The sequence below is a fragment of the Bacillus sp. J41TS8 genome (assembly GCF_018333035.1).
Classification (GTDB): domain Bacteria; phylum Bacillota; class Bacilli; order Bacillales; family Bacillaceae; genus Bacillus; species Bacillus paralicheniformis.
The window spans coordinates 136,584-152,282 of sequence record NZ_BORF01000008.1 but is presented as its reverse complement, the minus strand read 5'-3'; the positions used below and the strand labels follow the sequence as shown (position 1 = coordinate 152,282).

Below are 15,699 nucleotides of genomic sequence, written 5' to 3'. Positions count from 1 at the left end.
TTTTATCGGCCTAAAAATGACTGACGTTCATTCACAACAGGAAGGGTGTTATCATTGAGTTGGCTCCTCGTCATTATTGCGGGTTTTTTGGAAGTGGTTTGGGCCTCAGGTCTTAAACATGCGGATTCCTTCGCCGATTGGCTGATGATCTTTGTACTGATCGCGGCAAGTTTTCTCATGCTGATACGATCTTACAGGAACATTCCGATGGCGTCGGCTTATACCGTATTTGTCGGAATCGGAACGGCCGGCACATATGTGACGGGTGTTTTTATGGGCGAACCCTTTTCAGGAGGGCAAATATTTTTTTTGATCGTGCTGTTGGGAGGCATTATTGGCATGAAAATGTTTACAAAAGAGAACAATACCCAGTCAGGGGGTGATTGATCATGCCGTGGTTATTTTTGGTTATTTCTGGAATCGAAGAGGTCATTGCCGCCATCGCTATGAAATATGTAGACGGCACAAGAAAAAAATGGCCGATTATTGTCATGGTATTGGGGTTTGCTTTGTCTTTTTTCTGCCTTTCGAAAGCCATGCAGGCACTTTCAGCCGGTGTTGCCTATGCCGTTTGGACCGGGATCGGCAGCATCGGCATTACGGCAGTCAGCTTATTTTGGTTTAAGGAGCGGATTCGCGCTCCGCAGCTCATCTCACTTGGCTTTATTATAATCGGGGTGATCGGCCTGCGCCTTACATCATCTTAAATTTTAATTTATATTGGAGGTTGCTGATATGTTCAATCAGCTTAAATTGCGTCCGCTCGAAAGAGAAGACCTTCCGTTTGTCCACCGTCTTAACAACGATGCGAAGATTATGTCGTATTGGTTTGAAGAACCGTATGAGACTTTTGTTGAGCTGCAGGATTTGTTTGACAAACACATTCATGACCAAAGCGAACGGCGCTTTATCATAGAGAAAGAGACTGAGATGATCGGATTGGTTGAGCTGGTCGAAATTGATTATATTCACAGACGGGCGGAGTTTCAAATCATCATTGATCCCGAGCATCAAGGGAACGGGTATTCGTCAAGCGCAACGTATTTGGCGATGAACTACGCGTTTTCCGTTTTGAATTTGCACAAATTGTATTTGATCGTCGACGAAGATAATGCAAAAGCGATTCACTTGTATAAAAAGGCAGGGTTCACAATCGAGAGCGAGCTGCAGGATGAATTTTTCGTTGACGGCTATTATCGTAACGCTATTAGAATGTGCATTTTTCAGGATGAATTTTTATCACTTAAAAAAAGCAAAAAGGAAGGCATGCAAGGATAAACAAAAGAGATGGCGCCGCCATCTCCCGCATGTTTTTTAATTTTTCACACCTAATCGATCTTTGGCTTTGTCGGGAATATCGTCTTTTTCAACCTCTTCCCACGATTTCACGCCTTTATTTTCAGAATAGAAAAGCCGTAAAAACGCGCCTGTACGAAGGTTTTTATCAGCTGTGAATTCCATTGTTTTTTCTTGACCGTCCTCATCAAAACCGGCCAGTTCATATTTGAAGACGGAGTATTCCTCGCCGTCGTCAAACTTCGACGTGTCTTCCTTCCCGTTTCCGGTAATGTGAACATAATATTCGTCTGTTCCCACACGGTTTAAGTTACATCCACTTAATAATGCGGTAAATATGATCATCAGGCTGATCCATACGATATGCTTTTTCACAATTTCACCTCATTTATCATTCTAAGACTCATTGTCTGATAAAAAAATCGAATAACGTGACATGAACATTACACTTTTGTAAGGGATCGTTCGGCACACTCATCTTGACACGGGAGATTAAATTTCAATATCCTTTTTATTCAATAAAGTTTATAATATGGAAAAAGGGAGGGGCGCCAATGAAAAAAAATTTATTTTTGATGTTGTTTTCAATCATGATGGCCTGCAGTTTTCATATTCAGCCTGCTGATGCCGCGGTTACAAAAGATGAGAAAAAGACGACCATGACAATGACTGAAGATCAAGTGGGATTTTTTATGGCGGACAGCACCAATGTAAATTACTACCCGACATGGCTGTATTATAAGTTTACGATTTTTAATGCAGAAGGCTGTACACTCAACATCAAGCTGCAGAGAATCACGTTAACAGGTCATGCGATCACTTTAAGCGAGAAAGAATTTACTGGAAATCATCTTCATTTAAGTGCTGCAGATAAAGTGAGCGGGACGCCGCACCGCAATCATTTCCTGGATATCACAAAAGTGTCAGGCTGCGGAGATGTTGGAATTACAGGCTTTTACGGCTTTGAGCATGAAATGCCGGACTACTCATCATAAAGAAAGCCCAGCAGAGGAGAGTCCTTTTTTCATATTAGGGCTAACATATCGGGAGAAAAAAATGAAAAAACAAACGCTGCTTTTATTGAGAGGCGCCATCCTCTTGCTCCTATGTTGTGCGGCTGGTTTTGCTCTTTATCAGCATATTGCCGGAGGCCGGAATGAACAGGCAGGCACTGCCCTTCATCAGCAGGCATTACATTTTAAATTATCGACTTTAGAGGGCGGTGACATCGAACTGAAAAAATTACGGGGAAAGGCGGTGGTTGTCAACTTTTGGGGGACTTTTTGTACACCGTGCAAAGAGGAGATGCCGGTCATGCAAAAAGCTTATGACCGTTTTAAAGGAGACGGTTTTGAAATCATCGCTGTCAATGTGCGTGAATCGAAAGGTGCGGTAAAGAGCTTTGTCGACCGCCATGGCTTAACTTTTCCGGTCGCTTTGGATCAATCGGCTGAAGCTTACCGTTCTTGGGAAATTTATTATTTGCCTACAAGTATATTCATTAATCGGGAAGGAAGACCAGAGCGGATGTATGTCGGAGGAATGTCTGAGCGGCAAGTTGATATGTGGATTGAAGACCTTCTTAGCGGTTCATAGAAACTCATTTAAAAGGGATAGACAAACACCTATTGTTCTTATCGTTCATAAGGTAGCTCAGGAGAGGAGCGATCTTATGTTTTTTCATATTAAAGAACTGCAGTATCATGCAAAGCCTGAAAAACCCGATCCATTATTTGCGAAAAAGCTGCAGGAAATACTGGGAGGACAGTTCGGGGAAATATCAGTAGCTCTGCAATATCTTTTTCAAGGCTGGAGTGTCAGAGGAAACGGCAAGTACAAAGATCTGCTGATGGATACAGGAGCTGAAGAGCTCGCCCATATCGAGATGCTGGCGACGATGATTGCAAGGCTTTTGGACGGTGCGCCGGTCGGCGATCTTGAAAAAGCTGCAAAAGATCCGGTGCTCGGTGCCATTCTCGGAGGGATGAATCCGCAGCATGCCATCGTATCAGGATTAGGGGCGATGCCGGCCGACAGTGTGGGAAACCGCTGGACTGCCGATTATATTATTGCAAGCGGAAATTTGCTTGCCGACTTTCGAGCAAATTTAAACGCGGAATCACAGGGACGCCTGCAGGCTGTCCGCCTTTATGAAGAGACGACGGACCGCGGTGTCAAAGATATGCTGTCCTGGCTGATTGCAAGGGATACGATGCATCAAAACCAGTGGCTTGCGGCCATTAAAGAACTGGAAGCGAAAGAAAATGTCGTCGTCCCAAGCACGTTTCCGCGCCATCTGGAAAAAAGGGAAGTCTCCCATGTATTATTTAATTTTTCAAGAGGCAACGAGAGCGCTACAGGCAGATGGGCGAAGGGACCGAGCATGGATGGGGAAGGCGTTTTTCAGTATGTTGAACATCCTCAGCCCCTTGCGAAAAAACCGGTGCTAAAACCTGCGCCTGCATATATTCATGATACGCCGCCATCGGTTATTCAACATCCCCGGGATGACATACTGCCTCCGAATCTTTATTGATCAGCTTCTATTTGCATGATCATATTTCGGGCTTGCAGCGAATAGCCATAGTGAAGAATGGTATTTAAAGGGAGGCGCAAGCTTGAAAACTTATAAGGAGACGGCCGTTTTTGAACATAAATTTTGGCTTCAGGTTTTGGGTGATCATGCGCGTTTTATTTTGGATTCTTTGCTGAAAGGGAAAAAGAAGATATTCAAAAGGCGAAGCAGTTCAAGCAGACGTTTGATGTTTTGCTGAAAAAAGTGAATGCTTCGCCTGATTTGTATTCATTAACGCTTGAAGCTGAAGAATATGCCCTTCAATTCAGGAAATTTAAACTCTCCATCATTAAAAGGCACCTGACAGGCGATATTAAAATTCACCTTCCTCCGACTTTTATCAACCATATGGTAAATGAACTGGAGGAGTACTTGCTTGTGCTAAAATACTTAAAAAAACGGGAAGTGCCGCCTGTTTTCCACGAGTTGCACCACCATATGCTGTGGCTGATGGATGCCGCCGGACATGCTGGAGCAATTGCCGATGACCTGGATGCGGTGGAAAAACGGTTGAAAGAGAAGAGCAGGGAGTTTGTCAAACACTTTGAACAGTTCTATATTAAATCCGTTGAATTGACGGGGTATCTCAGAGCGAATGTTGAATCTTTTCCCGCTCTCAGAAGGATGAATAAAGACGTGAAGCTTGAGATTGAGCTGTTTCGTACCTTTTTGAAAGAAGTGGAGGAGCTGGAGCTTACAGATCAGATGCTCGGTACGTTCTCCGCGCTGATGGCAGACCACATGATGAGGGAAGAATGCTATTATTTAATGAAAATCGCCGAATCGACAAATACGCAAAAACCTGCGTGCGACCCTGCGAAACCGAGGCTGCTTGAAAAGTAATGCCGGCGGTTTTGCTATTTTTTTTGATGAAGCCGCGAATCGATCTTGGCACCTGCGGTTTGCACAGCCTTTTTCATGCGATTATAATTCAGAATATATAGATAATCTAAAAACTGTTTGGAGGGCCTTTCTTGCATGTCAGAAAATTAACAGCTTTAGATGCAGAAAACTATCTGAAGCTTTGTGAAACGATCGATGAAGAATCTGAATTCATGCTGTTTGAACCGGGTGAACGAAAGCTTCAGGCACAACGTCAAATCAAACAGATCCAATCCGGCGTGTGTGAAGTTTTTGTTTGTGCGGCTGATGACGGAAGCTTAGTCGGATATGTTGCAGCAGTCAGAGGACAGGTTCAGAGAACACGCCACCGTGCCCATATCATCATCGGCATACGCCAAACATATATTGGACAAGGTATTGGAGTAAAGCTGTTTCAGGCATTGGAAAAATGGGCCTGTGAAGAAAATGAGCTGACTGTCATGACCCATCATACAGCCGCCGTGCGTTTATACAAAAAAATGGGTTTTATCATTGAAGGCACTAAAAAGCACGCTTTGAAAGTAAAAGGACAATATGTTGATGAATATGTCATGTCCAAATTAATCAACGAATAGCAAATGGAGGTTTCAAATGAAAGACGGGTGCCATCAGGCCATCGCGGCTGTCAGCTACTACAAAACAGAACGGACGATTGATTTTAACCGGCAAACCTATACAAAAAAGCATAATCAAATGTACCTGTACAACGATAAAATTTTAACTGCAAGCCGCCAGTATCGCCTTGAGCACGTCCACGATGTATCATACAGACCTTTTTCCGAGGCCGGTTTGCTTTACCTCCATACGAACCAGGGGGTATTTGCTTATGAAGTGGATGCGGACCCCGGGTATTTCATAGAGGCTTTTAAAAAACAGAAAAATCCAATTAAATAAATTACAATATATATGAAGTTTTTAGCAGTAAATGCTAGAATGAATGTTGGGAATTTTGCAAGGAAAGGAACATACGGCTACCGGCCTGTTAGGGCGATTGACCTTGTTGACTTACCGGGCTAATGTCACTTGGCGGTGTTTATATGTCACTGCTATGCTTGATGAAAGAACGTCCGCTTAGGCTGCAAGTGTATGTTTGAGCAAAAGATTTTAAGCGTCTTTTTCCAATTTTCTTTAACATAACGAGTCCTTGACGTTCCCAGTATATCTCAATACATAGATGGTTAACTTAATTAGAGAAGTAGAGAGGACAGGACAGCTTAATGAAAAAGAAGACACAGAATACGGTTCAAAAGATCGTAGAAGCCGGATATCATCTGTTCGCCCAAAATGGATATTCGGCAACCTCTGTAGATGAAATTATGAAAGAAGCCGGATTTTCTAAAGCTACGTTTTATTTGTATTTCAAGTCAAAGGAGATGCTGTTTCTCCATATTATGAATGAGCAAATGGAAGATCGCTTTCAAACCAGCATGAATTGTTTTCGAAAAAAGACGCTGAGGGGATTGCTCGCAGGGATTGAACACTTGATTCAAACATCAAATAAAGAGCATTCGACAGCTTTGTTTTTGGAATTTATGGCAAATAGTCATAGATATCCTGAGATTCAAAGAAAAGTAGCCCTTCTGTATGAGCAGTGGAGAGAGTTTTTTGTCGAACTGATCGAGCAGCTTCAGGAAGAAGGCATCGTTCAAAAACAGCTCAATCCGAAGGTGATGGCCACCACGCTGATTGCAATCTTTAACGGATACAACCATCAACACCACGCGGATCCCTCGATTAATAAACAGGAACAGCTTCAGTCCATTATTTTCTTGCTGAATCCGAAGCTGCATCTCCAGATAAAAGACAAACTATTTCATGTATGACAAGACTTCTGAAACAGCCGGCGCTGCCGACCTTGAGTCGGCGGTTTTTTGTGTTAGATCCGAATCCTCTTTGTCAATGGTACGCCGCAAATCAATGAAAACAATTTTAAAAAGTTGACACAAGCATATTGTTATTATACAATTATCTCGAATTCGAGATAATCAAAAAGGATGAATACCATGGGCAGTCAAGATATGGAGAGATACGAAGAGGAGTTGTCTTTAAAGGCATTTATTGTGTTGTCTCGTGCACTGCAATCGATTAAAAAGCGTGTGGAAGAGGATATTAAATGTTTAGGACTAAACCCAACTGAGTTTGCTGTTCTAGAATTAGTCTATAGTAAAGGCGATCAGCCGATCCAAAAAATAGGCGAAAAAGTATTAATCGCAAGCAGCAGCATTACCTATGTTGTAGATAAGTTGGAGAAGAAAAAGTTAATAGAGAGAAGGCCTTGTCCTAAAGATCGCCGTATAACATACGCTGCTTTAACGAATGAAGGAACTGCACTGATGAACAATCTTTTTCCAAAACATAAAACAGCTATGAAAGGCATTTTCGGCGGCTTAGACATAAAAGAAAAAGAAGTTCTAATTGAAAAGTTAAAAAAACTTGGCTTCCATGCCCAAAGCATGTAAATTTTTTTATGACAATATCTCGAATTCGAAATATATGAATTCATGATAATGAGAAATAAATATTGAACTGGGTATTCTATTTCTGAACAGGAGCTTCATGACATAACAAGATCCTGGGCTCATCGGCAGTCATCATCGTTTTGGGTGACAAAAAGGCTTTTCATCAAGCAACAGAAATCTACGGAGGTTGAAAACTGCCCGGAGTCCTATAAAGAAAAAGGCAGGGATGCTTGTCCATTGATTTTGATCTTTTAAAGAAGGAAAAAATAAAAAGCAGAAAAACCACGGGGATTTAGAAAACCTGTAAATGAATTTGTAACGTATTTCTCATCATAAAGCTATGTTTCATGAAAGAGGAGTGAAGTGGAATGAAAAAGAAAACAAGCGGAATCCATCACATTACAGCGATTGTCGGCCATCCGCAAGAGAACGTGGATTTTTACGCTGGCGTTCTTGGTTTACGTTTAGTGAAAAAAACCGTTAATTTTGATGATCCGGGAACATACCACCTCTATTTTGGCAATGAAGGCGGGAAACCGGGAACGATTATTACATTCTTTCCTTGGGCAGGTGCCCGTCGAGGAGTCATTGGAGATGGTCAAGTGGGAGTGACTTCTTACGTCGTTCCTAAAGGCGCAATGGCTTTTTGGGAAAACAGATTAGCAAAATTCAATGTGCCTTATACAAAAATGAACCGTTTTGGAGAGGAATACTTGGAGTTCGATGATCCTCATGGTCTTCATCTGGAAATTGTCGAAAGAGAACAAGGGGAAAAGAACAGCTGGAAAGTAGGGGAAATAACACCGGACAATGCAATCAAAGGATTTGGCGGAGCAACACTGTTATCCAAACAACCCGAAAAAACGGCTGAATTATTAGAAAAGGTCATGGGACTTGAAAAAGTCGGAGAAGAAGGAGATTTTGTACGTTTTCGTTCTGCTGGTGACATAGGAAATATAATTGATTTGAAGCTAACAACTATAGGAAGCGGACAAATGGGGACGGGTACAGTTCACCATATTGCCTGGAGAGCCATTGATGACAATGATCAATTGGAATGGCAAAAATATGTTGCGGAAAACGGATACCGTGTTACACCTGTGCAAGACAGAAATTATTTTAACGCGATTTATTTCAGAGAACACGGGGAAATCTTATTTGAAATTGCAACAGATCCACCAGGATTCGCCCATGATGAATCGTATGAAACAATGGGAGAACAGTTAATGCTGCCGGCCCAGTATGAACACTACAGAGAGCAGTTAGAAAGAAGATTAATTCCTGTAACAGTGAAGGCGCTGGATTAATTTTTGTAAGGAAGTGATTCGATGCTGTCCATTGATCCCAATACAAAAACAGAAAGAGAGAACTACAAGTTTTTAATCGGGAGTATTATACCGAGACCGGTTGCATTTGTTACAAGTTTATCAGAGGAGGGCGTCTTAAACGGAGCTCCTTTTAGCTACTTTAATATTGTATCTTCAAATCCTCCGATGATCTCCCTTTCTATTCAACGTTTTGCAGGGAGCCAAAAGGATACAGCGAGAAACATTTTGAACAGCAAAGAATTTGTGGTCCATATCGTTGATGAACAAAACGTTGAAAAAATCAATTTAACGGCCGCCAGCCTACCACCAAGTCAAAGTGAAGTTCAGTTAGCGGAGTTAACCCCCGTCGAAAGTGTGAAAGTCTCGGTGCCGGGCGTGAAAGAAGCAAAAGTGCGTATGGAATGTGTTCTGGAGTACTCATTAGAGTTGGGAGATAAGCACTCTGACGGATGCGATTTCATGATAGGCAGAGTCGTTCAATATCATATCGAAAGCGACATCTATGAAAATGGAAAAATCGATCCAAGAGGCCTCGGCGCCATCAGTCGTTTAGCCGGGCATGATTACGCAAAGATTGGCGAAATCTTCACCAGAAAAAGACCGAAGTAATATAACCATCCATAATATCTCGAAATTGAGATTCATTAAATTGAAATGTTTTAAGTTTATTCTAGCAAGGAATAATAATGGCAGCGAAACACTTCAAGGGGGTGGTTCTTAAAAGGTTTGCCGAAAAGAAAACAAAAAAGCAGGTGTTAAAACATGGGATTTTTAGACAAACTATTTAGAAAATCAAAGGAGCTGGATCATATGTCAAATGTAAAATTAGCTGTAGTTTTTTATAGTATGGGCGGAACAAACTATCAATTAGCCAAATGGGCTGCAGAAGGTGCGGAAGAAGCAGGTGCTGAGGTCAAAGTTTTAAAAGTACAAGAATTGGCTCCGCAATCAGCCATTGAGGGAAATGAAGTGTGGAAATCCACTGTTGATGCAACAAAGGACATTCCAGTCGTATCCTCAGAAGATATAGAGTGGGCAGATGCTATTATATTCAGTACACCAACACGCTTTGGCAATATGGCATCCCAAATGAAACAGTTTCTTGATACACAAGGCGGACTTTGGGCAAACGGAAAGACAGTAAATAAGGTTGTAAGCGCAATGTCCTCCGCTCAAAATCCACATGGTGGTCAAGAAGCAACAATTTTGTCCTTATATACTTCAATGATGCACTGGGGAGCTATTATTGCTTCTCCGGGATACACTGATCCTGTCCTCTTCGGGGCTGGCGGAAATCCATATGGAACGAGTGTTACAGTCGATCAAAACGGGAAGATGATTGAAGACGTGGAAGCTGCAGTGAAACATCAAGCTAAACGCACAGTGACAGTAGCTGAATGGGTTAAAAAGGGCAATCAACAATAATTGAAATTTAATATTTTTAAAAGAGCCAATCATTTGGCTCTTTTTTTAGTATGTGCCCAGCTGATAGTTGGTTCGGCATGCCGCTTCGTCTTCATTTGACTGCGAACACGCCATGATATACGCGGCATAAAGAGTAAGATATCCGACATATCCTTTAACGATGCCATTGATTTCGCAATTGCAATGATAAAATTTTTTCTATTACATTTTAAAAAAATGAAACTTTAAGTTCATATGAACGTAAACATAAGTGAAATGATTTTATTTAGTCATACGATCAATCAACAAATGCAAAAGGGGTGAAACAAAAGTGAAAGTCATGATTGGTTCGATCATATTGCTATCCATTATAGGGTTTGGCGTATGGCTTATGTTAAGCCCGCTTTTTAAAAAAGTCGGAAGCGGGGCGAGCAAAATAAAGAAAACGCTGGAGGATGACAAAGATGAATGAAAAACAACCAAAGAAGAATAAAAACAAAACGCTGCTCGGCGGAATCATTGTCGCTGTTGCTTTAATTATCGGAGGATTCACAGCTTCCTTGTTCATCGAGAAAATTCCGAACGGATATGTCGGCGTCGTTTATTCTCCGAATGGCGGGGTGAAATCGGAAACGCTTGATCAAGGCTGGCATTTAGTCGGACTGTTTGACAAAGTCACAAGATATCCGGTGCGGATGCAGACTGTAAACAATCAGGATATTCAAGTGGCTACTTCTGACGGCAAAAACATCTCAATGGACATCGCCTACAACTATGTCGTTCAGCCTGATAAAGTCGTAGAATTGTTTAATAAATTCGGAGCGGTCGATATTGAATCAATCGAAAACAGCTACTTGAAAACAAGGCTGTGGGACGCTGCAAGAAAGTCGATTTCCAAATACTCCGTCATTGATACATACGGACAAAAATCATCTGATGCCGCCGCAGAAATCCAAAAAACATTTGCAGATGATATGAAGGGGCTCGGCTTTGTCATTGACGATTTAACACTCGGTGTGCCAAAGCCTGATAAAGCGACCCAGGAAGCGATTGACGCGCGCGTGAAGTCTTCGCAGGAACTGGAAAGAACGCAGACAGAGCTGAAGATCGCCGAAGCGGAAGCGAAAAAGAAAAAGATCGAAGCTCAAGGTATTGCCGAGTATAATGAAATTATTAAAAAATCGATGTCAGATGAAATGATCAAGTATCAATGGATCCAAAAATGGGACGGAAAAATGCCTAAAGCGACAGGATCGAATTCCCTGATCCAGATTCCGACTGATGAGAAAGGAAAATAAAACGAAAAAATCCCTTGCTAAGGGATTTTTTTCGTCTCGGTCGCCCGTATATAATAGTGTTAACAATCGCTTCTGGACAGGGGGGAAGATGATGTTTGCTCCGGATGCCATTCTCCGTACGTGGAGAAGATTCGACGCTTTTCCGATGGAAACGCTGACAAAGGCATGGTTTTATCATCAGGGAGGAGATCAGAAACAGCGGAACGTCTCAATGATGAAGGAACACCACCAAGAGTACGGCATTGCCGGCAATTGCTTTGACCTTTCGATTTGGCTGCTGGACGAGTTTACAAAAGACGGAGTGGAAGCTTTTCCGATCGGCCGTTCGTTCAAAACAGAACGCGCGCATGCCGCAGTCATCGCGCTTGATGAAAGAGGACGGCGCTTTTTATGTGATCTGGGAGATCAATGGCTGCAGCCGATTCTGATCGACTGCGAATGTGAAGATTATACCAGTGAAAAGCTGGACGGTTTTTTCCCGGCAGCACAAATTCAAGTCAAGCCGACAACCGGCGGAGTTAAGGTCCTTTACCATCGGCCGAACGGAAAGGTGTCAACTCAAGTCTACTCTACAGAGCCTGTTGACATGTCCGTTTTTTGGGAGGCAGCTGAATGCTCGCAAGCGGCATTGAAGCCTGCGCCATTACTGGAATGCAGAATTCCGTTTCAACATGAAATCGCGCATTGGGAATTCAGCGGCTGGGACATATATCTTAGCACGAGCAAAGGATTATACAGAGAAGCGAAGCCGGACACAATTGAAGGCTGGACTGAGAAAATCCATGATGTCACCGGATACGATAAAAATGTTATCAAGAAAGCGTTGGAGATTTATCAAACCCGCGCATGATCTTAAATCTTGAAAAAAACTCATTTTATACATATCATGTGGAAAGAGGAGAGGATAAGATGAGCCATTATGACCAGCAATACAATGCAATCATTCAAAAAATTATTGAATCAGGGATCTCCGATGAAGAATATCAGGTCCGGACGAAGTGGGATTCAGACGGAACGCCGGCTCATACGCTGAGCATCATGAGCGAAAAAATGCGGTTTGACAATTCGGAAGTGCCGATTTTGACGACGAAGAAGGTGGCGTGGAAAACGGCCATCAAAGAGCTGCTTTGGATCTGGCAGCTGAAATCCAATGATGTTCAAGTTTTGAACGATATGGGGGTTCATATTTGGGATCAATGGCGGCTTGAAGACGGCACAATCGGAGCAGCCTACGGCTATCAATTAGCGAAGAAAAATAGAACGGTTAACGGGCAGAAAGCCGATCAAGTGGATTATTTGCTCCATCAGTTAAAGCATAATCCGTCTTCACGCAGGCATTTGACCATGCTGTGGAATCCCGATGACTTGGACGGCATGGCCTTGACGCCCTGCGTCTATGAGACGCAATGGTATGTGAAAGAAGGAAAGCTCTCTTTGGAAGTAAGAGCGAGAAGCAATGACATGGCGCTTGGCAACCCGTTCAATGTGTTCCAATATAACGTCTTGCAGCGCATGATCGCCCAAGTCCTCGGTTATGAGCTGGGCGAATACATCTTCAATATCGGCGACTGTCACATCTATACCCGTCACATCGATAATTTAAACATTCAGATGAAACGCGAGCAATATGAAGCGCCGAAGCTGTGGATCAACCCGGACATCAAAAACTTTTATGACTTTACAATCGATGATTTTAAATTAATTGACTATAAGCACGGCGACAAGCTGACATTTGAAGTTGCCGTATAAACAGGCGGATTTTCCGCCTGTTTTTTTGTTGTGTGAATGAATCATTTTTAAAAAATACAACGATGAAAAAATTTGCATATCCGGCAGCCGCATGTTTCCTGACGGCTCCCGTGTATACCGTTTAGAGTGGACGCAAAAAGTACATGCAGTTTTTCACGGGTATGCCCCGAGCATTTAACTTACGTTTATTTACACAATCTAAACGTCTTTTTCACAAAGAGCCCGAAAAGCAAAAACAATTCTCTCTTAATCTGTTAGTGACACCAGCATATACAAGAGGAGGTTGTTTTTGTCATGATCAAAAAATGGGCGGTTCATCTGCTGTTTTCCGCATTGGTGCTGCTTGGGCTTTCGGGAGGGGCTGCATATTCTTCTCAGCATGCCGAAGGCGTTGCAAGGTATGATGACGTATTGTATTTTCCGGCATCGCGCTATCCTGAAACCGGTGCTCATATAAGCGATGCGATCAAAGCGGGCCATTCAGATGTCTGCACAATTGAAAGATCTGGAGCGGATAAGCGCCGTCAGGAATCATTAAAAGGGATTCCGACTAAGCCGGGCTTTGACCGTGACGAATGGCCGATGGCCATGTGTGAAGAAGGAGGAAAAGGAGCGTCGGTCAGATATGTCAGCTCATCGGATAACCGCGGAGCCGGCTCCTGGGTCGGGAACAGGCTGAGCGATTACGCTGACGGGACGAGAATTTTGTTTATCGTTCGATAAAAGGGAGACAATGAAAAATGTTTCCTCAAGGAAACATTTTTGTTGACAAGAAAACTCGTTTGGGGGATAATGGTAATGTAAGCATATGATCAATCCCTCTGTTTCAGGCTCGCATCCTTCATTCCGTCTGGATGTGGGCCTGTTTTTTCGTGCGAAAAAAAACCGCCGACCGGCGGTTTTGCTGATGAGTCCGTTTTTTAATGAACCGTGCGGAATACGCCAATGACTTTTCCGAGAATCGTCACATTCTGGAGGATGATCGGTTCCATCGTCGGGTTTTCCGGCTGAAGGCGGATATGGGTTTCTTCCTTGAAAAACCGCTTAACAGTCGCTTCGTCGTCTTCGGTCATCGCAACGACGATATCTCCGTTGTTTGCGGTGTTCTGCTGTTTGACTATCACATAATCCTGATCAAGAATTCCGGCATCGATCATGCTTTCGCCCATGATCTCCAGCATAAAGACATGCTCATCCGGCGGCGCCAGGCGGTCTGGAAGCGGAAAGTATTCCTCAATGTTTTCGACTGCGGTAATCGGCGTACCGGCCGTCACCTTTCCGATGACCGGGACATTGACAACCTGGTTTTTCGGAATGTGAATTTCTTCCTCTGTATCGAGAATTTCGATCGCTCTCGGCTTCGTCGGATCCCTTCTGATCAATCCCTTCGTTTCAAGCCTTGCCAAGTGGCCGTGTACCGTTGAACTTGACGCCAGGCCGACCGCTTCTCCGATCTCCCTGACGGAAGGCGGATAGCCTTTGCGTTTCACTTCTTCTTTAATGAAACGCAAAATATCAAGTTGTCTTTTTGATAGCTTCGTCATTTTTTGCACCTCAAAACGTCGATTTTAGCTAGATTATAGCATGTTTTTCCTTTGAGTACAAACATAGGTTCGAAAAAAAACGATTGACAGAAACATTTGTTCGTATGTATACTGAAATCATAAAACCGAACAAACATTCTGGGGTGATGGATATGAAAAGAGAATCATTGATTTTTGTCAGTCTGTTTACTGCTGTGATCAGCTGCTGTATTCTGTTTGTGTCTTTTGCCGGTAAAATCGAAGAAAGAAAGCAATATGTTAAAATAGAAGTGCAGGAAGGCGATACATTGTGGGAGCTGGCCGACCGGATCAAAGGCGGAAAACCCGCTGACAAACAAAAATTCATCGAATGGGTCGCCGATAAAAACAATCTGCCGACCTCCGTTATTAAACCGGGCGATGTTTTGGTCCTGCCGGTAGCCAAACAGCACTCCGATCAATATCAGCTTGCAGTTGTAGAATAAATGATTGAGGGGATTTCCATGAATGCGATTATTTACACCAGGGTAAGCACTGCGAAGGAGCAGCAGGAAACCTCATTAAAACGGCAGGCTGAAGAGCTCCAGTCGCTTGCCGCCGAGCACGGGATGAACGTCGTGAACGTCATTTCCGAACAGGCGAGCGGATATGAGATGGACCGCGACGGCGTCTTCGATCTGCTCGAGGAAATCAAAACATCAGACATTGACGCAGTTTTAATACAGGATGATACGCGACTTGGAAGAGGGAATGCCAAAATTGCCCTTCTTCACTGTTTATATAAAGAAGGCGTTCAAATCTACACGCTGGCTCACCGGGGAAAACTTGAGCTTTCCGAAGCGGATTCGATGGTTTTGGAGATTGTTGGCATTGTCGAAGAATACCAGCGGAAAATACATAACCTGAAAATTAAGCGGGGAATGAAGAAGGCGGTCGAAAACGGCTACCGCCCGGAGAGGAATCTGAAACACCGCAATGAAGGCGGCGGGAGAGAGCGGATCGAAGCGCCTCTTTCAGAAATCGTCAGGCTCAGGGAGAACAAGCTGACGTTTGCGGAGATTGCAGCCGTGTTGAGAGGGTTCGGATACAGCATTTCAAAAGCAACCGTTCACCGCCGCTACCAGGAGTATAAGGACGGCCTTGCAGACTAATCTGTTGTCAAACGAAAGCGGATTTAGTAGTATG

At 43.2% G+C, this 15,699-nt stretch carries 23 protein-coding genes and 1 pseudogene; 22 read left to right on the top strand and 2 right to left on the bottom strand.

The genetic code is table 11. The features are described 5' to 3' along the window. Nucleotides 1-54 precede the first annotated feature (54 nt). Genes KI350_RS12920 through speG form a run of 3 tightly spaced genes read left to right on the top strand, consistent with a single transcriptional unit; the run spans nucleotide 55 to nucleotide 1,278 of the window. Nucleotides 55-387 carry a DMT family transporter gene (locus tag KI350_RS12920; protein WP_020451572.1) on the top strand — a complete coding sequence of 111 codons (333 nt, stop codon included), beginning with the start codon at nucleotides 55-57 and terminating at the stop codon, nucleotides 385-387. 2 nt (nucleotides 388-389) lie between these two features. Then, complete coding sequence (locus KI350_RS12915) at nucleotides 390-707, top strand: DMT family transporter (RefSeq protein ID WP_020451573.1); 318 nt, start codon at nucleotides 390-392, stop codon at nucleotides 705-707. Nucleotides 708-735: 28 nt separating this feature from the next. Continuing rightward, nucleotides 736-1,278 (top strand): spermidine N1-acetyltransferase, encoded by a 543-nt coding sequence (gene speG, locus KI350_RS12910; RefSeq protein WP_020451574.1) that lies wholly within the window; start codon nucleotides 736-738, stop codon nucleotides 1,276-1,278. 36 nt (nucleotides 1,279-1,314) lie between these two features. On the opposite strand, the gene KI350_RS12905 is transcribed toward speG, so the two are convergent. Continuing rightward, entirely contained in the window at nucleotides 1,315-1,641 is a 327-nt protein-coding gene (locus KI350_RS12905; protein WP_217626321.1) for a YxeA family protein, read from the bottom strand. Nucleotides 1,642-1,850: 209 nt separating this feature from the next. Between KI350_RS12905 and KI350_RS12900 the strand changes: the two genes are divergently transcribed. From KI350_RS12900 to KI350_RS12825, 17 genes and pseudogenes are all read left to right on the top strand, one after another. Beyond that, complete coding sequence (locus tag KI350_RS12900; RefSeq protein ID WP_039072735.1) at nucleotides 1,851-2,291, top strand: hypothetical protein; 441 nt, start codon at nucleotides 1,851-1,853, stop codon at nucleotides 2,289-2,291. 61 nt (nucleotides 2,292-2,352) lie between these two features. Next, nucleotides 2,353-2,892, top strand: a complete 540-nt coding sequence (gene resA, locus KI350_RS12895; protein ID WP_105980974.1) for a thiol-disulfide oxidoreductase ResA — start codon at nucleotides 2,353-2,355, stop codon at nucleotides 2,890-2,892. A 76-nt stretch (nucleotides 2,893-2,968) separates the two neighbouring features. Further along, nucleotides 2,969-3,832, top strand: a complete 864-nt coding sequence (locus tag KI350_RS12890) for a manganese catalase (RefSeq protein WP_023857602.1) — start codon at nucleotides 2,969-2,971, stop codon at nucleotides 3,830-3,832. An 82-nt stretch (nucleotides 3,833-3,914) separates the two neighbouring features. Further along, nucleotides 3,915-4,195: pseudogene (locus KI350_RS23400) on the top strand (DUF2935 domain-containing protein); the annotation flags it as partial. 24 nt (nucleotides 4,196-4,219) lie between these two features. Then, nucleotides 4,220-4,714: a DUF2935 domain-containing protein gene (locus KI350_RS23395; RefSeq protein WP_374706243.1), complete on the top strand. Its 495-nt coding sequence runs from the start codon at nucleotides 4,220-4,222 to the stop codon at nucleotides 4,712-4,714. Nucleotides 4,715-4,845: 131 nt separating this feature from the next. Further along, entirely contained in the window at nucleotides 4,846-5,328 is a 483-nt protein-coding gene (locus KI350_RS12880; RefSeq protein ID WP_025809932.1) for a GNAT family N-acetyltransferase, read from the top strand. Nucleotides 5,329-5,344: 16 nt separating this feature from the next. Next, nucleotides 5,345-5,647, top strand: a complete 303-nt coding sequence (locus tag KI350_RS12875; RefSeq protein ID WP_020451581.1) for a hypothetical protein — start codon at nucleotides 5,345-5,347, stop codon at nucleotides 5,645-5,647. A 323-nt stretch (nucleotides 5,648-5,970) separates the two neighbouring features. Continuing rightward, nucleotides 5,971-6,576, top strand: a complete 606-nt coding sequence (locus tag KI350_RS12870) for a TetR/AcrR family transcriptional regulator (RefSeq protein WP_020451582.1) — start codon at nucleotides 5,971-5,973, stop codon at nucleotides 6,574-6,576. Nucleotides 6,577-6,756: 180 nt separating this feature from the next. Then, entirely contained in the window at nucleotides 6,757-7,212 is a 456-nt protein-coding gene (locus KI350_RS12865) for a MarR family winged helix-turn-helix transcriptional regulator (RefSeq protein WP_075754554.1), read from the top strand. A gap of 368 nt (nucleotides 7,213-7,580) precedes the next feature. Next, nucleotides 7,581-8,519, top strand: coding sequence for a ring-cleaving dioxygenase (locus KI350_RS12860; RefSeq protein ID WP_025809935.1), 939 nt, complete (start codon nucleotides 7,581-7,583; stop codon nucleotides 8,517-8,519). A gap of 21 nt (nucleotides 8,520-8,540) precedes the next feature. Further along, the gene (locus KI350_RS12855; protein WP_023857599.1) at nucleotides 8,541-9,149 is read left to right on the top strand and encodes a flavin reductase family protein; all 609 of its coding nucleotides are present in this window, start codon (nucleotides 8,541-8,543) and stop codon (nucleotides 9,147-9,149) included. Nucleotides 9,150-9,350: 201 nt separating this feature from the next. Next, nucleotides 9,351-9,965 (top strand): NAD(P)H:quinone oxidoreductase, encoded by a 615-nt coding sequence (wrbA, locus tag KI350_RS12850; RefSeq protein WP_026579653.1) that lies wholly within the window; start codon nucleotides 9,351-9,353, stop codon nucleotides 9,963-9,965. Between the two features lie 310 nt (nucleotides 9,966-10,275). After that, nucleotides 10,276-10,416 carry a hypothetical protein gene (locus KI350_RS12845; protein ID WP_023857597.1) on the top strand — a complete coding sequence of 47 codons (141 nt, stop codon included), beginning with the start codon at nucleotides 10,276-10,278 and terminating at the stop codon, nucleotides 10,414-10,416. Next, nucleotides 10,409-11,242: a prohibitin family protein gene (locus tag KI350_RS12840; RefSeq protein WP_020451587.1), complete on the top strand. Its 834-nt coding sequence runs from the start codon at nucleotides 10,409-10,411 to the stop codon at nucleotides 11,240-11,242. The genes KI350_RS12845 and KI350_RS12840 overlap by 8 nt, the downstream gene beginning before the upstream one ends. An 88-nt stretch (nucleotides 11,243-11,330) precedes the next feature. Continuing rightward, entirely contained in the window at nucleotides 11,331-12,092 is a 762-nt protein-coding gene (locus KI350_RS12835; RefSeq protein ID WP_025809940.1) for a hypothetical protein, read from the top strand. Between the two features lie 59 nt (nucleotides 12,093-12,151). Further along, nucleotides 12,152-12,991: a thymidylate synthase gene (locus KI350_RS12830; protein WP_026579651.1), complete on the top strand. Its 840-nt coding sequence runs from the start codon at nucleotides 12,152-12,154 to the stop codon at nucleotides 12,989-12,991. A 294-nt stretch (nucleotides 12,992-13,285) separates the two neighbouring features. After that, the gene (locus KI350_RS12825; protein WP_145685458.1) at nucleotides 13,286-13,714 is read left to right on the top strand and encodes a NucA/NucB deoxyribonuclease domain-containing protein; all 429 of its coding nucleotides are present in this window, start codon (nucleotides 13,286-13,288) and stop codon (nucleotides 13,712-13,714) included. Nucleotides 13,715-13,911: 197 nt separating this feature from the next. Here the strand turns inward: KI350_RS12825 and lexA are convergent, their stop codons facing one another. After that, the gene (gene lexA, locus KI350_RS12820; RefSeq protein ID WP_020451591.1) at nucleotides 13,912-14,535 is read right to left on the bottom strand and encodes a transcriptional repressor LexA; all 624 of its coding nucleotides are present in this window, start codon (nucleotides 14,533-14,535) and stop codon (nucleotides 13,912-13,914) included. Nucleotides 14,536-14,687: 152 nt separating this feature from the next. Here lexA and yneA point away from each other — a divergent pair, with 152 nt between their 5' ends. Together yneA and KI350_RS12810 are read left to right on the top strand one after the other, a co-directional pair. Then, nucleotides 14,688-14,999, top strand: a complete 312-nt coding sequence (gene yneA, locus KI350_RS12815; RefSeq protein WP_020451592.1) for a cell division suppressor protein YneA — start codon at nucleotides 14,688-14,690, stop codon at nucleotides 14,997-14,999. Between the two features lie 18 nt (nucleotides 15,000-15,017). After that, nucleotides 15,018-15,665, top strand: coding sequence for a YneB family resolvase-like protein (locus KI350_RS12810; RefSeq protein ID WP_020451593.1), 648 nt, complete (start codon nucleotides 15,018-15,020; stop codon nucleotides 15,663-15,665). Nucleotides 15,666-15,699: the final 34 nt, after the last annotated feature.

Bases quoted from the DNA above. Each gene is read 5' to 3' on its own strand.
- KI350_RS12915 (WP_020451573.1), top strand. From the start codon at position 390: ATGCCGTGGTTATTTTTGGTTATTTCTGGAATCGAAGAGGTCATTGCC.
- speG (WP_020451574.1), top strand. From the start codon at position 736: ATGTTCAATCAGCTTAAATTGCGTCCGCTCGAAAGAGAAGACCTTCCG.
- KI350_RS12905 (WP_217626321.1), bottom strand. From the start codon at position 1,641: ATGATCATATTTACCGCATTATTAAGTGGATGTAACTTAAACCGTGTG.
- KI350_RS12900 (WP_039072735.1), top strand. From the start codon at position 1,851: ATGAAAAAAAATTTATTTTTGATGTTGTTTTCAATCATGATGGCCTGC.
- resA (WP_105980974.1), top strand. From the start codon at position 2,353: ATGAAAAAACAAACGCTGCTTTTATTGAGAGGCGCCATCCTCTTGCTC.
- KI350_RS12890 (WP_023857602.1), top strand. From the start codon at position 2,969: ATGTTTTTTCATATTAAAGAACTGCAGTATCATGCAAAGCCTGAAAAA.
- KI350_RS23395 (WP_374706243.1), top strand. From the start codon at position 4,220: ATGGTAAATGAACTGGAGGAGTACTTGCTTGTGCTAAAATACTTAAAA.
- KI350_RS12875 (WP_020451581.1), top strand. From the start codon at position 5,345: ATGAAAGACGGGTGCCATCAGGCCATCGCGGCTGTCAGCTACTACAAA.
- KI350_RS12870 (WP_020451582.1), top strand. From the start codon at position 5,971: ATGAAAAAGAAGACACAGAATACGGTTCAAAAGATCGTAGAAGCCGGA.
- KI350_RS12865 (WP_075754554.1), top strand. From the start codon at position 6,757: ATGGGCAGTCAAGATATGGAGAGATACGAAGAGGAGTTGTCTTTAAAG.
- KI350_RS12860 (WP_025809935.1), top strand. From the start codon at position 7,581: ATGAAAAAGAAAACAAGCGGAATCCATCACATTACAGCGATTGTCGGC.
- KI350_RS12855 (WP_023857599.1), top strand. From the start codon at position 8,541: ATGCTGTCCATTGATCCCAATACAAAAACAGAAAGAGAGAACTACAAG.
- wrbA (WP_026579653.1), top strand. From the start codon at position 9,351: ATGTCAAATGTAAAATTAGCTGTAGTTTTTTATAGTATGGGCGGAACA.
- KI350_RS12840 (WP_020451587.1), top strand. From the start codon at position 10,409: ATGAATGAAAAACAACCAAAGAAGAATAAAAACAAAACGCTGCTCGGC.
- KI350_RS12835 (WP_025809940.1), top strand. From the start codon at position 11,331: ATGATGTTTGCTCCGGATGCCATTCTCCGTACGTGGAGAAGATTCGAC.
- KI350_RS12830 (WP_026579651.1), top strand. From the start codon at position 12,152: ATGAGCCATTATGACCAGCAATACAATGCAATCATTCAAAAAATTATT.
- KI350_RS12825 (WP_145685458.1), top strand. From the start codon at position 13,286: ATGATCAAAAAATGGGCGGTTCATCTGCTGTTTTCCGCATTGGTGCTG.
- lexA (WP_020451591.1), bottom strand. From the start codon at position 14,535: ATGACGAAGCTATCAAAAAGACAACTTGATATTTTGCGTTTCATTAAA.
- yneA (WP_020451592.1), top strand. From the start codon at position 14,688: ATGAAAAGAGAATCATTGATTTTTGTCAGTCTGTTTACTGCTGTGATC.
- KI350_RS12810 (WP_020451593.1), top strand. From the start codon at position 15,018: ATGAATGCGATTATTTACACCAGGGTAAGCACTGCGAAGGAGCAGCAG.